The organism is Sediminibacterium roseum, from assembly GCF_009939005.1.
GTDB classification, from domain to species: domain Bacteria; phylum Bacteroidota; class Bacteroidia; order Chitinophagales; family Chitinophagaceae; genus Sediminibacterium; species Sediminibacterium roseum.
In genome coordinates, this window is record NZ_JAACJS010000002.1 from 631,212 (window position 1) to 646,020 (window position 14,809).

General features: G+C 48.6%; 12 protein-coding genes. 7 read left to right on the forward strand and 5 right to left on the reverse strand.

The features are described from left to right. The first annotated feature begins 152 nt into the window (after positions 1-152). From GWC95_RS02720 to GWC95_RS02735, 4 genes are all read left to right on the forward strand, one after another. A complete protein-coding gene (locus tag GWC95_RS02720) occupies positions 153-1,817 on the forward strand; it encodes a DUF1800 domain-containing protein (protein WP_161817128.1) in 1,665 nt (554 codons plus the stop codon). A gap of 11 nt (positions 1,818-1,828) precedes the next feature. Further along, entirely contained in the window at positions 1,829-3,394 is a 1,566-nt protein-coding gene (locus GWC95_RS02725; protein ID WP_161817129.1) for a DUF1501 domain-containing protein, read from the forward strand. A gap of 141 nt (positions 3,395-3,535) precedes the next feature. Further along, positions 3,536-3,904 carry a hypothetical protein gene (locus tag GWC95_RS02730; RefSeq protein ID WP_161817130.1) on the forward strand — a complete coding sequence of 123 codons (369 nt, stop codon included), beginning with the start codon at positions 3,536-3,538 and terminating at the stop codon, positions 3,902-3,904. 84 nt (positions 3,905-3,988) lie between these two features. Further along, the gene (locus GWC95_RS02735) at positions 3,989-6,406 is read left to right on the forward strand and encodes a TonB-dependent receptor (RefSeq protein ID WP_237722044.1); all 2,418 of its coding nucleotides are present in this window, start codon (positions 3,989-3,991) and stop codon (positions 6,404-6,406) included. Between the two features lie 61 nt (positions 6,407-6,467). Here the strand turns inward: GWC95_RS02735 and GWC95_RS02740 are convergent, their stop codons facing one another. Genes GWC95_RS02740 through GWC95_RS02750 form a run of 3 tightly spaced genes read right to left on the reverse strand, consistent with a single transcriptional unit; the run spans position 6,468 to position 9,321 of the window. After that, positions 6,468-7,691, reverse strand: a complete 1,224-nt coding sequence (locus tag GWC95_RS02740; RefSeq protein WP_161817131.1) for a hypothetical protein — start codon at positions 7,689-7,691, stop codon at positions 6,468-6,470. After that, positions 7,688-8,125 carry a Rieske (2Fe-2S) protein gene (locus tag GWC95_RS02745; protein WP_161817132.1) on the reverse strand — a complete coding sequence of 146 codons (438 nt, stop codon included), beginning with the start codon at positions 8,123-8,125 and terminating at the stop codon, positions 7,688-7,690. The genes GWC95_RS02740 and GWC95_RS02745 overlap by 4 nt, the downstream gene beginning before the upstream one ends. Then, on the reverse strand, positions 8,125-9,321 hold the full coding sequence (locus tag GWC95_RS02750) for a di-heme oxidoredictase family protein (protein WP_161817133.1): 1,197 nt from the start codon (positions 9,319-9,321) through the stop codon (positions 8,125-8,127). Before GWC95_RS02750 ends, GWC95_RS02745 begins: the two co-directional genes overlap by 1 nt. Before the next feature lie 114 nt (positions 9,322-9,435). On the opposite strand from GWC95_RS02750, the gene GWC95_RS02755 reads away from it, so the two are divergent. Then, positions 9,436-9,873, forward strand: a complete 438-nt coding sequence (locus GWC95_RS02755) for a DUF2721 domain-containing protein (protein WP_161817134.1) — start codon at positions 9,436-9,438, stop codon at positions 9,871-9,873. A gap of 57 nt (positions 9,874-9,930) precedes the next feature. On the opposite strand, the gene GWC95_RS02760 is transcribed toward GWC95_RS02755, so the two are convergent. Beyond that, positions 9,931-11,721, reverse strand: a complete 1,791-nt coding sequence (locus GWC95_RS02760; protein WP_161817135.1) for an ABC transporter ATP-binding protein — start codon at positions 11,719-11,721, stop codon at positions 9,931-9,933. 133 nt (positions 11,722-11,854) lie between these two features. Here GWC95_RS02760 and GWC95_RS02765 point away from each other — a divergent pair, with 133 nt between their 5' ends. Next, a complete protein-coding gene (locus tag GWC95_RS02765; RefSeq protein WP_161817136.1) occupies positions 11,855-12,907 on the forward strand; it encodes a glycosyltransferase family 4 protein in 1,053 nt (350 codons plus the stop codon). After that, positions 12,904-13,821 carry a glycosyltransferase family 2 protein gene (locus tag GWC95_RS02770; RefSeq protein ID WP_161817137.1) on the forward strand — a complete coding sequence of 306 codons (918 nt, stop codon included), beginning with the start codon at positions 12,904-12,906 and terminating at the stop codon, positions 13,819-13,821. The genes GWC95_RS02765 and GWC95_RS02770 overlap by 4 nt, the downstream gene beginning before the upstream one ends. Positions 13,822-13,826: 5 nt before the next feature. Here GWC95_RS02770 and GWC95_RS02775 read toward each other — a convergent pair whose 3' ends face one another. After that, a complete protein-coding gene (locus GWC95_RS02775; RefSeq protein ID WP_161817138.1) occupies positions 13,827-14,795 on the reverse strand; it encodes a class I SAM-dependent methyltransferase in 969 nt (322 codons plus the stop codon). Positions 14,796-14,809: the final 14 nt, after the last annotated feature.

A 14,809-nucleotide genomic window follows, 5' to 3' on the forward strand; every position in this document is an offset into this window, starting at 1 on the left:
CGAAACGGTACGGGCATCCGGTATCGCCAATGCTTCGGCAGGAGATTAAATTTTTTTAATCCGTGGGCGCAAAACCAAACAAATGATTTGTTTTGTTACCGGGCAACACATTGTTCCTCAACTGTATCTCCTTAACACCTTAGTAACAGTTTATGGACAGAAGAGCCTTTTTTAGATCCGGCATCGCTTCTTCGCCCGTACCGCTCGCTGCTCCGGTTGTGCAGGCGCCGCCTCCCAATGGCGGGCTCGCGGCCTTCAGCGGTGCATGGACGGAAGCCGAAGTGATTCACCTGCTGAAGAGAACCCTGTTTGGCGCAACCAGGCAGGATGTCAATTATTTTTTAGCAAGAACATTCCAGCAGTCTGTCGACGAGATCCTCGCCGTGCCCCCGGCCCCTCCCGCACCGCCTGTAAAAGAGTACCCCATCACCGCGGCCGATACCAATATTGCCCAGGGCGCCACATGGGTGGACGATCCGAATACAGACGGCAGCGTGAACAGCCTGCGCATCGCTTCCTTTAAAAAATGGTGGATGGGGCTGATGATCAACCAGGAAAGAAGCGTACGCGAAAAAATGACGCTGTTCTGGCACAACCATTTCGCCACCGAAACCAATGTGATCGGCAACGCCCGGTTCATTTACAAACACCATGCGTTGCTTCGCGCCAATGCGCTGGGAAATTTCAAATCATTGGTGAAAGCCGTTACGCTGGACCCCGCCATGCTCGTTTACCTCAACGGCGAACGGAACACAAAGAATGCACCGGATGAGAACTATGGCCGTGAACTGCAGGAACTGTTTTGCTGCGGCAAAGGGCCCGACTCGCTCTATACCGAAGACGATGTACGCGCAGCGGCACAGGTTTTAACGGGCTGGAGAAACGATCCGGTCACACTTACTTCTTTTTTCGACATCAAACGACACGATACCGGCAACAAGAAATTCTCATCGTTCTACAACAATACGATTATTCAAGGGCGAAACTCACCCACCGCAGGCGATGAAGAGATCGACGACATGCTCACCATGATCTTTGCCACGCAGGAAGTGGCCAAATACATTTGCCGCAGGCTCTACCGGTGGTTTGTTTATTATGACATCGATGATACGGTTGAGGCCAATATCATCGTTCCGCTTGCCAACTTACTGCGCACAAACAATTACGAGATCCTTCCCGTACTGAACACCTTGCTGAAGAGCGAACATTTTTTTGATGCGCTTGCAAAAGGTTGCCTGATCAAAAGTCCCGTAGAGCTGATCGTTGGCGCATGCAGGGAATTCAATGTTGCCTTTCAGCCGGCCACTGATTATGTTTCGAATTATGGATTTTACAATTACCTCGCCAACTGGTCGGCCAACATGCAGCAGAGCATCGGCGACCCGCCCGATGTGAGCGGGTGGAAAGCGTATTACCAGGCGCCACAGTTTTACGAGACCTGGATCAATACCGATACGCTTCCCAAACGCAACCAGTTTACCGATGCGATGGTGAGCAATGGTTATACATTCAACGGGAAAAAGATCTCGATCGACGCAGCTGAATTTGCGAAAACACTTCCCAATCCCGGGGATCCCAACGCATTGATCAACGACATCACGAAGATCATTTACCGGCTGGATATTTCTGCAGCGTCAAAGGCACAATTGAAAACGGATATTTTGCTGGGCGGACAGGCCAGCGACTATTACTGGACGGATGCGTGGAACCTGTTCATCAGCAATCCCACCAACCTGTCTAATGCCACAACAGTAAAAAATCGCCTGCGCGACCTGTTGAAGTACCTCATGGATCTTTCCGAATACCAACTTGCTTAAACTGTTGACCGATGAAAAGAAGAGATTTTTTACGCAATACTTCTACCGGTGTTTTGTTGCCATCGCTGTTGAGTGGTTTTTCATTCAGGGCATACAGTGCGCAGACAGACATCATGAAATCGCTGGCATTGCCGGTAACGGAAACAGACCATGTGTTTGTGATCATTCAACTCAATGGAGGAAACGATGGATTGAACATGGTGGTGCCGATAGACAATTACAGCGGTTACGTAAATGCACGCGCCAACATTGCCATACCTGAAAAATCGTTGCTGGCGCTGAACGGGAAATCGGGATTGCACCCGGCCATGACGGGATTGAAATCGATGTACGACCAGGGATACCTGAAAGTGATACAGGCAGTGGGTTACCCGAAGCCCAGCTATTCGCATTTCCGCGCAACAGATATCTGGATGAGTGCGAGCGATGCGGATAAGGTGGTGAACACGGGATGGGCGGGGCGCTACCTTAACTATGAATACCCGAATTTCCCCAATGGTTATCCCAATGCAACTATGACGGACCCGCTGGCCATCCAGATCGGTTCGGCAACTTCGTTAACCCTGCAGGGCCCGGCGGTGGGCATGGGAATGAGTATTTCGAACACAACCAATTTTTACAACCTTATAGATGGCATTGAAGATCCCGCACCCAATACCCCGGCGGGAAAAGAATTGAAATACATACGCATGATCGCAGAGCAGACAACACAATATGCAACAGTGATCAAGCAAGCTGCAACAAAAACAGTGCAGCAGGTTGCGTACCCCGTTAAAAATTCATTGGGCGATCAATTGAAGATTGTGGCGAGGCTGATCAAAGGCGGGTTGAAGACAAGGATCTACATGGTTAGCTACGGCGGTTTTGATACGCATTCTGCGCAGGTAGATACGGCCGATAAAACAAAAGGTTACCACGCCACATTGCTCGGGCAGGTAAGCGATGCGATCAGGGCGTTCCAGGATGATTGCAAATTTTTAGAGATACAGGACCGTGTTGTAGGAATGACGTTCTCCGAATTTGGCCGCCGTATCAAAAGCAATGGCAGCGAAGGAACCGACCACGGCTCGGCCGCGCCTTTGTTTGTATTCGGGAAAAACGTGATCGGTGGCGTGTTGGGCGATTCACCCACCTTGCCCGCGAATGCTTCGGTTAACGACAACATTCCTTTTCAATACGATTTCAGGAGCATCTACTCAACCATACTTTCAAACTGGTTGTGTGTGAACGACCTTGACCTTGAACAGATCATGCTCAAAAATTTCCAGGTGCTGCCTATTGTAAATGGCGGAGGCTGTAAGAAGGCCGTTAACCTTTCGGGAGAGCAACTGATCAGCAATTATCCAAACCCGTTTGTAACATCAACCGTTATCACCTTTACAACAGCGGGTGGCCATACACTGATACAGATCATGGATACCACGGGAAGGGTGATCGCAAACCTTACAGACAAAGAATATACGGCAGGAACTTATACTGTTGTGTTCAACGGCGAATCTTTGCCTACGGGTGTTTATTATGCACGTTTGCAAAACCTTGCCACGCAGCAGGTGAGGGCCATGATCAAGGCGAGGTAGGTAAAACGGTAATGGAAACAGGAACGGAGGATGCGGTGTGTCCTTGTTTTTTCTTGTGTTCACCGCCTGCCAGCCGCCCTTCACCCAAAAATTCCCCAAAAATTCCGGAATCATTTTGCCGTTTGGCAAAACCTCCTACATTTGCAACAACGTAACAAAATATCGTTGGCAAAATCATTGATCATACGAAAACTACTGGCTGGCTTTTTCATGGCTGTATTTGCGTTTGGTATTACGCCGAAGATCACGTTGCACAACCTTGTTGCCACACACATCGACGGCAGGGTAAAAACTTCCGTTCCCGAACAGCAGGCGCCCACGCAATTGAGCACTGCTTCTTTCAACTGTCAATGCGATAACCTGATCAGCGAGTCGCCGTTCGTGGCTTCTTCAGAAGCCGCTTATACCACGGTTGAAACCTCTTTTGCGGCTTACAAACGGGTGTATGTTGAGGCCGTTTATTCTACCCAGCAGTTCTGCTCCTCCCTCCGCGGCCCGCCTGCGTGTTAATGAAATTTTATTGGTAAAACGGACCAGCCCGGTCCCATTCATTAACCTGCTTTATGCCCTGTGCATATGCGTTATCTGTTATTTATGAAATCTTTGTTTACACGCACACTTATTATGTTCTCTTTTCTTTTGGTGATCGCCCATCCGTCTTTTGCTTCGGGCGATCCTGCCAATGCGGTTTTGAGCGGAACGGTTACGGATGCCAAAACAGGCAAACCCCTTGCCGGCGCCGTGATCTATCTCCACGAAGCCAAAACAGGCACGGTTGCAGATGCAAACGGCGCCTACAAAACACCACCCGTTCCCGAAGGAAAATACCTGGTCGAGGTTTCTTTTGAAGGGTATGCTTCTGTTCTTGAAACGGTTACCCTTGCCGGGAACACCGTGAAGAATTATTCGCTCAAAGAAACATTCATAGAGAATGAAGCGGTTACCGTAACCGGTGTTGCCTCTGCAACCAAGGTGCGCCAGTCTGCACAGCCCGTTTCGATCGTTAAAAAAAGCGACCTGATGCAGACAAGCGCCACCAATGTGATCGATGCCATCAGTAAAATTGTGCCCGGTGTTTCGGGCTTATCAACGGGCCCTGCCATTTCCAAACCCGTGATCCGCGGCCTCGGCTACAACCGCGTGGTTACCGTTCACGATGGCGTTCGCCAGGAAGGGCAGCAATGGGGCGACGAACATGGAATCGAGATCGATGAATACAGCGTTCAGAAAATAGAAGTGCTCAAGGGCCCCGCATCGTTGTTCTATGGCAGCGATGCAATGGCGGGTGTTGTGCATCTTATTACCAATGTACCGGTTGAACAAGGCACCATCAAAGGAAATGTGATGGGCACATTCAACGGGAACAATGCAATGTATGGTGCAAGTGCAAACCTTGCGGGGCATCTCAACAACGGTTTCAACTGGAACATTTACGGAACATCAAAATCTGCGGGCGATTACCAGAACAAATACGATGGCAAAGTTCTCAACAGCCGTTTTTATGAAAAGAATTTTGGCGGTTATATCGGTATCAACAAATCATGGGGATACAGTCATTTGCTCGTAAGCAATTTTAACCAGCACATCGGTGTGGTGGAGGGAACAAGGGATTCGGTAAGCGGAAAGTTCATCACCTATCCTGAAACATCTTTTGCACACGAAGCCACACAGGCGGAGCTCGACAGCAGGGGTATGATGACGCCGTACCAGCACGTGCAGCATTTCAAGATCGCAAGCGATAATAATTTTTCGTTTGGAAGAGACAGGCTGGCGGTCAACATCGGCTACCAGCGCAACCAGCGAAGGGAATTCGGCGATCCTTCGGCGCCCAATACACCGGACCTGCATTTTGACCTGCAAACCGTGAACTACAATCTTCAATATTCATTTGCAGAAAAAGCGGGCTGGAAAACATCGATCGGCGTAACGGGTATGTACCAGCAAAACCGCAACCTCGCCGAAGAAGTATTGATACCGGAATACAACCAGTTCGACATCGGTGCATTTGTATACACAAAAAAATCGATCAACGATAACCTTACGTTGAGCGGCGGCCTGCGCGCCGATACAAGATCTGTAAACGGCAAAAGTTTTTCGGATGCGGGCATTGTAAAATTCACCGGCTTTGATAAATCGTTCGGCAACATCAGCGGAAGCATCGGGCTCGGCTACACGGTAAGCGATGCGGTAACGCTGAAACTCAACCTGGCCCGCGGTTTCAGGGCACCAAGCGTAAGCGAACTGGCAAGCAATGGCGCACACGAAGGAACCAACCGGTATGAGTTTGGCGACAACAACCTGAAAACCGAAACCTCTTTCCAGGCAGATGCAGGTTTGGAAGTGAATACACAACATTTCGGTTTGATGGTGAACGCGTTTTACAACAACATCCGCAACTATATTTTTTACGGCAAACTCGAGAGTGTAAATGGTGGTGACTCGCTGGTGAATGTAAATGGAGAAGACCTCAGCGCGTTTAAGTTCAGGCAGGCTGCTGCAACGCTGGTTGGGTTTGAAGTGAAGTTTGACCTGCACCCGCATCCCCTGGACTGGCTTCATTTTGAAAATACATTCTCAATGGTTGCCGGTCATTTCAACCAAAGCTTTGACGGATCAAACAAACTGCCTTTCGTTCCATCACCCAAACTCGAGACGGAACTGCGCGCCGATTTTAAAAAAGCCGGGAAGGACCTGCGCAATCTTTATTTCAAATTTGAAATGGACAATGTTGCCACGCAAAACCGCATCTTCACCGCATATGGTACCGAAACGCCAACAGAAGGGTACACCATTTTTAATTTCGGCGCAGGAACGGAAGTAATGAGTAAGGGCAAAGCATTGTTCGGTATCAATCTTTCATTGAACAATATTTTCGATGCGGCCTACCAGAATCACCTGAGTCGTTTGAAGTATACAGACGTAACTGTGATCACCGGGAGGATCGGCGTTTTCAATATGGGCAGGAACTTCAGCGTGAAGGTCAACGTGCCGCTTTCATGGAAGATCAAATAATTAAACTGCGAGCCACAGGTTCATTGTAGTATGCTTGTGGCTCGCAGCTTTGGCTTCACCGCTAAAAATAAGTGGAGATGCCGAAACTGAATCCTGCCGTTGTTGCCGGGGGATTGCTCAAAATATCCACCTGTTTCTGGAACCTGTAGTTCAGCCTGAAAACGGTTTGCGCCGTTGGGCGGAAACTGATTGCGGGCATGATGCTCCACAAATGATCGCCGATATTTTCGTTTGTCTGTTTAAAGGTGCCAACGTTCCAGTCAACATATTCCAAACGGCAGGCAAGGTTGAGCACAGCATCATCCCAGCCGAGCATTCTTTTTTTCACAAGGGGTTGAACGATGTCGGCAAAACCGCCTTTCTGTTTGCTGCCGAATTGTTGTGTAAATGTTCCGGGCACATCAACAAAGATCCAGGCCCATTCCCCGGTGATGAATGTGTTTGTTTTTTTGATCGTGGTGTTGAAGTCAATGGCAAACACATCCAGCCTGCGTTTCTGATCGATGATGATGCCATCGTCTTTGAATTTGTTGTAGGCGCCACCCATGTACGAAAGCCCGATCTCGCCGAGCTTTGTATTCTTTAAAGCAATCTTCGCGGTAACCAGTGGTTCGCCCGATGCACTTTCTTCAAAACGTTCGGTATTGTCTTTGGAAGCGGGCAGGTAGGTTTTATTCAGGTTGTTTTCGATGATGGAATTGTCAAAACCACTGGAGAGATAAAATTCGTAACCAAACATCCAGTCGTTTTTGTAATTTTTTCCATACACGCCAAAACCGGTATTGCTCCAGGTGGCCGGCAGTAGTTGGGTTGCAGAGATGGGCCTGTCGGTAAACTCCCATTTGGGCCCGTCGTGGTTCTGGTTAAAGGCGCCGATCGGGTTCACGATCATTCCGGCGCGGAGGTTGAACATCGGGTGGAACTCAACATCAACCGCTGCAAATTCAACGGCCACTTCCTTTTCGGCCGGTTCGAATTCGATTTCGGATAAAAATTTTATCCTTTTTGAAATGGTTGAAGAAACAAACAGGGTAACCCTTCTGAACTGGAATTGGTGTCCTTCCGAAATACCATCTGTTGCCATGTGCTGCCAGTTGCTCTCTACATAACCGCCTAACGATACCGGCAGTTTATCAAACTTAAGTGCGGGCCTGTTGTAGATCGCATCCATGTTCAACAAACGGGTGCTGGTGTCTTTGGGAACACGTTTTAAAAGCGTTGGATCGATCTGCGCTCCTGCGGAGACAGACAAAAAAATAAACAGTATGTACCAAAATCTTATCATGCGCGCAGGGAAATTTTTAATTCGTTGTTTTGGATGGTAACAGGCAGGCTCCTCAAAGGATTTGCCGCCGGGCCACCCGCTACGGTTCCATTGTTGTTGAATTCGCTGCCGTGCGCCGGGCATTGCAGTTTATCGCCAAACACCTGGAGCTCCGCGCCTTGGTGTGTGCATTTCATCAGCAGCGCGTGGTACGTGTTTTCATTGATGCGGTAGATGCAGATCGGGTATTGCAGTTTTTCGTTCTGAACAACCAGGTAGTTTTTGTAGCCGTTCTCTTTCCTGTTTGCAAAATGTTTCAAAGGAACGATCATGTCTGCATCAACAATGGATGCATTGATCATTTTGGATGTGCCGCAGCTTTCCAGCACCGATAACAACAAGCCGCCGCTCAAACAGCTGATACAGCCCGTTGATATGAATTTCCTCCTGTTCATTATAAACTTTTTAGAAAACGAATGAGTTTTTGTTTGTCTGCATCAGAAAGCGCATTGAAATTGTTCCTGGAACGTGTTGCTTCTCCTCCATGCAGTTGAATGGCTTCTTCAATGGATCTCGCGCGCCCATCGTGCATTAAAAAATATTGACCGCCCTGCGAGTTCGGCGAAAGGCCCAGTCCCCACAACGCGGGTGTTCGCCATTCGCTTGTTTTGGCCGTGCCCTCGGTGTAACCATCATCGAGCCCGGGCCCCATATCATGCAACAGGAGGTCGGTATAGGGAGAGAATATTTTGTTGGATAAGGCTGCGATCGGTGAGGTACCCGTTTTTAGTTCCGGCGTGTGGCAACCGGAACAATTGGCGCTGATGAAAAGTTGTTTGCCTGCGATCACGTCCGCATCGTTCGCATTGCGCTGGATGGGTACTTTTAATGTTCGAAGGTAAAAAACAACATCCTGTACCTTGTTCAGCGAGATCTCCGGTTCAATGTCAACACCCGAGTAAACATCCCTTGGTTCAAATGAAGAAGTAATACCCATGTCCTGGTTGTATGCATTCACCGTCTGTTGCAGCAGGTCGTACACGCTTCCTTTTTTTCCAAAGCGGCAGATGTATTTGCCATTGCGCGTGATGGCATTGGGCCGGATGTTGACGTACGCCGGAACATGGTTCCAATTCGGTACGCCTTTTATGCCGTCGCCGTTTGCATCATTCGGATCGCTCAGGGCAATGATGTCTGCATCTGACACCAGCTCTATAAAACCCAGGCCGGAATTAGCCGGCGGCAAAAACCTGGATGAGGTTGCGCCCGCAGGAATCTGCTCAGGTGTAAAGCCGGGTAATGCCCTGTCCTGCAGTTGTGGCCCACCCAGATGCATGAACTTGTTCCCCGTACTGTCTGTCTGGCCAAACCTGGTAAGTGTGGTAAATGGATGCCCTTTTCCTTCGCCCGCATGACAACTTCCGCAGCTTGTGGCAACGAATATGGGGCCGAGACCGGTTGTTCTGGTAAAAACCTCATCCGTAAAGGCAACATCGCCGCGCAGGTGTTGTGCGTTTTCTGCGTGGGTAAGTCCTTCTACGGGGCCATCCAATGTTTCATCGTCTGGCGGGAGCGCAGGCTGGAACTTACTGCACGATACCGCGAAACCGATCGCTGCAAGTAACACACCCAGTACCAAGATTTTCTTCATTGGTTTAAATAAAAATTTAGACAAATCTAAAATATTATTTTGATCGGCAAAATAAAAATTTTGATGATTTTTCCAAAATGCAGGTTTTCCGTGGTTCTTTAGTAAATTGGGGATATGGACATATCGATCAACACGCCTGCATTGTTGTTTCCCGCCATCAGCCTCATTATGCTGGCGTATACAAACCGTTTTCTTGCTTTGTCTAACAGGGTGAGGAGCCTGCACGACAAATACCAGAACCACGAACAGAAACACATCATCCATGGACAGATCAAAAACCTGCGTTACCGGCTCAAGCTGATCAAGAATATGCAGGCATTGGGCGTGGTTACTTTTTTGAGTTGTATTCTTTGCATGTATCTCATCTACATCGGATCCATGACGGCCGCGAACATTGTATTTGCCTTCAGCCTCATCAGTTTTTCGGGATCGCTTGGTTTGTCGTTACTTGAGATACAGCTCAGCACAAGGGCGCTTGAACTGGAGCTGAGTGATATGGAAGGATTGGAGGATCCTTCGGTGATCGATTATATCAAGCGGAAGTTTGAATAGCAGAACGGCGAACACATTCCTGCATTCGCCGTTCGTTATCCTTTATTCAATGTTGTGTTACATCTTTCTTTCACCAATCTGCTGCCTCCACATTGCATAGTACAGTCCTTTTTCTTCGAGCAGCTGTGCGTGGCTGCCGGTTTCCACGATCTGTCCTTTTTCAAGCACATGGATCCTGTCTGCATGCATGATGGTACTGAGGCGGTGCGCGATCATCACGGTGATCTGCTCTTTCTCGGCAGAGATGCGCTGGATCGTGTTGGTGATCTCTTCTTCTGTAATGCTGTCGAGCGATGAGGTTGCTTCGTCAAAGATCAGGAGGTGCGGGTGGCGCAGCAATGCGCGCGCGATGGAAAGGCGTTGTTTTTCTCCGCCGCTCAGTTTCAATCCCCCTTCGCCGATCATTGTGTCGAGACCTTTTTCGGCTTTGGCAAGCAGGTTGTCGCAACTCGCTTTGTGCAGGGCTTCCACCAGTTCTTCATCTGATGAATCCGGCGCCACGAACAATAAATTTTCGCGTATCGTTCCGGCAAACAGTTGCGTGTCCTGCGTTACAAAACCGATCTGTCCGCGCAGCTCATCAAACATGATGTCTTTGCTGTCGATGCCATTGTATAAAATGGTTCCCTGCTGTGTATGATACAATCCAACCAGCAATTTCATCAGCGTACTTTTTCCTGCGCCGCTTGGGCCAACAAAGGCGATGCTTTCGCCTTGTTTTACTTCGAAACTGATGTTATCCAGCGCCTTGAACTGCGCGGTCTGGTGTTTGAATGAAATGTTCTGGAAAGATAATTTTTCAATTGCCCCGATGTGGGCCGGGTGCACGGGTGTTGGCTCCGATGGCTTCTGCATAAGGTTGTGAAAATTATTGAGGGATGCCTCCGCCTCGCGGTAGGAGAGAATGATGTTGCCGATCTCCTGCAACGGCCCGAAAATAAAGAACGAATAAAAGGTCAGCGTCATCACCTCACCGGCAGTGATCTTTCCGCCCCATACGAGCCAAAGCAGCATGAACATGATCACCTGGCGCAGGAAGTTCACAAATGTGCCCTGGATAAAACTCAGGGTTCGGATGCTTTTTACTTTTCTCAATTCGAGCCCCAATATTTTATAGGTGTTTTTATTGAGCCGGTCGATCTCCTGCCCCGTTAACCCCAGGCTTTTTACCAGTTCTATGTTGCGGAGGCTCTCGGTGGTTGTACCGGCCAGCATGGTGGTTTCTTTCACAATGCTTTTCTGTATCACTTTGATCTTCTTACTGAGGAAACTGGTGAGCAGCGACAACAAAACAATGCCCACTACGTAGATTGGCATGATGGACCAATGCAGGTTGAACGAATAGATCGAAATAAAAACGATACCAACGATGATGCTGAACAATACATTGATGAACGAGATGATGAATTTCTCCGTATCTGTTCTCACTTTGGTGAGAATGGACAGTGTTTCGCCGCTTCGCTGGTCCTCAAACTCCTGGTAAGGCAGTTTCATCGAATGGCGCAGGCCATCGGTAAAAATTTTGGCGCCAAATTTTTGAACCACCACGTTGCTGAAATAATCCTGGAACGCCTTCGCGATCCTGGAAACCATGGCAACGCTGATGAGGATACCCAGGAAACCCAGTACGCCCCAGATAAATTCCGATTGCGTTCTGACGGCATCGGCCACGAATTTTTTATTAGCGTCAAAATGTCCTTTTTCAAAGGGGTGCATGGCATACTGATCCAGCAACCTTCCAAAGAAGAGCGGATCCAGCATGGAGAACGATTGGTTGATGGCCGCGAGCAGGAGCGCCAGCAACACGAGCCATTTATAGGGAGCGAGGTACCGTAACAATAATTTCATGAAGAGTAGTTTGTGAGGTCTAAGAGGAACAATTTCCGTACTATTTATCAAAAAGTGCCAAAGTTTCTGCTGTACCGCCGGCAAGATTGCTGAATCCGTTGCGGGAGGCTTACTTTTACCCCAAAATGGCCACATGCGTCACGTCCTGATTGATATGCACCGCTTGAAAAGCAACCCGTACAACGGTTTGTACAGTTTTTCCAAAAACCTTGGAAAAGCGCTCACCCGGGTGCCCCACGAAGGAATGCAGTGGAATTTTTACCTGCCCGAAAAAGACTTTGGTGTTTTTGGCGACCAGGAGAAGTATGTGGCGCATAAGTCGGTCGACAAGTTTTTCAAACCCAGCACCTCGCGTTTTGATCTCTGGCACATCACCACCCAGCTATCCTGGTACCGGCCGTTCAACCAGCGAACAAAAGTGGTGTATACGCTGCACGATTTCAGCTACCTCATCGAAGACGCGCAAAATGTGAAACGCAACCAACGCCTGCTCAAAGAAACACAGGCGCGGGTTAACCGCGCCGATCATGTAACGGCGATCTCGGCCTTTGTGCTGGATGAAGCAAAAAAATACCTGGATCTTTCCCGCGTATCTTCTTCGGTTGTTTACAACGGATGCAATGTGATCGAATACCCCGGTTTTGATTCGCCAAAATACAAACCAATGCGGCCTTTTTTGTTTTCCATAGGACTGATTCAGCCGCGGAAAAATTTTCATGTGCTCCCTGCACTGCTCGAAGGAAACGACCTGGAGCTGGTGATCGCAGGGATCGATGATTACGGTTACGGCGACGAGATCCGCGCAGCGGCAAAAAAAGCAGGTGTGGGCGATCGTTTAAAAATGACAGGCCCTGTTTCGGAACAGGAAAAATATTGGTACTACAGGAATTGTGAGGCCTTTGTTTTTCCTTCGTATGCGGAAGGATTTGGCCTGCCGGTGATCGAAGCCATGTATCATGGCAAACCCGTTTTTATCTCAGACAAAACAAGTCTGCCCGAAGTGGGCGGCGATGCAGCTTATTACTTCCGCAATTTTGAACCTTCGCATATGCAGGAGGTTTTTGCAAACGGCATGACGGATTTCGCAAACGATAACGGGCCCGGGAAAGTAAAACAACAGGCGGCACTGTTCAGTTGGGATAAAGCAGCCGGCGAATACATTGATGTTTATAAAAAATTACTGTGACCCAGGAATCACTTATATCCATAGTACTCTGCACCTACAACGGTGAGGCTTTTTTGCAGGAGCAGATCGGTTCGTTGCTGCAGCAAAGCTGGAAAAACATCGAGATCGTTGTTTCAGACGACCATTCAACCGATGGCACGCGGTCCATTCTGTCGAAGTATGAAAACGATCCAAGGTTCAGGATCACTTACCAGCAAAAAAACCTCGGCGCCGTTGCCAATTTCGAGTACGCTGCCGGCCAGGCGAACGGGGACTGTATTGCATTCAGCGACCAGGATGATGTCTGGCTCCCCGGGAAAATCGAGAAATTATACGGCGCCATTGGAGATTCTTTGCTGGTGTACAGCGACAGCGAACTGGTAAATGAGCAAGGCGCGAGCCTCCATAAAAAAATATCCGGCCTGCGCAAGCTGGGAAATACAAACGATACGCGTGGTTTTGTGTTCAGCAATGTTGTATGGGGTCATGCGATGCTGGTGAAAAGAGAATTGTTGCAGCATGTATTGCCCATCCCGCAACAAATACCGCACGATATATGGTTTGCAGCAAAAGCCACTGCGTTGTCGGGGATCGTTTATCTGGACGAAGTGCTCACACGCTATCGCCAGCATTCAAAAACAGTAACCACAACCATCGCCCAAAAAACAACCACAAGGCCTCACGAAAAAAGGTTCATCGATTTTGAAGAGAAATTAAACTGGATCAATATTCTCAAGCACAATTGCGGAGATGCGGAAAGGCCTTTTTACGAAAAACTATATGATCTTTTTTCATTAAAGGCAAATGGAAAATTTGTAATGCCCCTGTTTTTGTTTTTGTTGAAACACCAGGCGGCACTTTTTCAATTCACCAACAAAAGCCTGTTGAGCCGCGTGGTTGAGATCAGGAAACTGAGCCGTGGAGAACAACGATAAAATTATCAGGCGGGTTTGCGCAGGCAGATCACGGCGGTGTCGCCATTTCCTTTTTCATTTTCTGTCTTCATCAGTTCGCGGAAACGGTGGATGTCTTCTTTTGAAAACATACTGCTGTTGTCTTTGTTGAACATATGGCTTTTGGGATCATGCAGCGGCATGCCTTTCATGTATTGCTCACTGCTCCAGATAAGGTAGTCGCTGCTGTCGTAATAAAATTTTTCTATTGCAAAACCGGCATCCGTTGCAAGTTTGCGCAATTGATGGGCAGACGGGATGAAGATGTGCCTGGGCGCATCAATGCCGCACCAGAACACGCCATATTTCTGCCAGCCATAATTTCCCATCACCGGTATGCGGATCATCACACTGCCGCCGGGTTTGGTGATGTTCATGGCCTGTGCCAGTACTTTTTTGGGTTCGAACATGTGTTCGAGCGAGTGGTGCATCATTACCACATCGTATTGTTCGGATACTTCGTAAATGTCTTTTTTCAGAATCCTGATCGAGCCATAAGTATGGCTCTCATCGATAAAAGGATCGATGCCTGTTAAATTGGTGAAGCCGAATTGAAACAGGCGCAGCAGCAGGCTCCCGTTGCCTGTTCCGATATCAAGAATGGCATCGCCGAATTTTGCGCCAACGTCTTTCATCCATTGCAGTTGCTCGGGGAGTTTGTAGCCGATCGACAACCATCCACCCACCAGTTTGTTTTTGCCAAACAGCAGGTATTCTGTTTTGATCTTTCGCAACGCATCGGGTTTGCTGCGGTGCTGCATATCGAGTTTGAAAGAATAATAATCTTCGTTCGGATAGTATTTGCCCAGGTTGCCCGGTACATCCTGCAACTGCATACTGCCACACGCGCCGCAAAGCTGGTATTCGAAATATTCATCGAGCCCGAGCTGCAGCTCTTTTACCTGGAACAACTCATTGCCGTTGGTGTTGCCGCAAAGTATGCAGGGTGTGGTCATAGTAGATGCTTGAG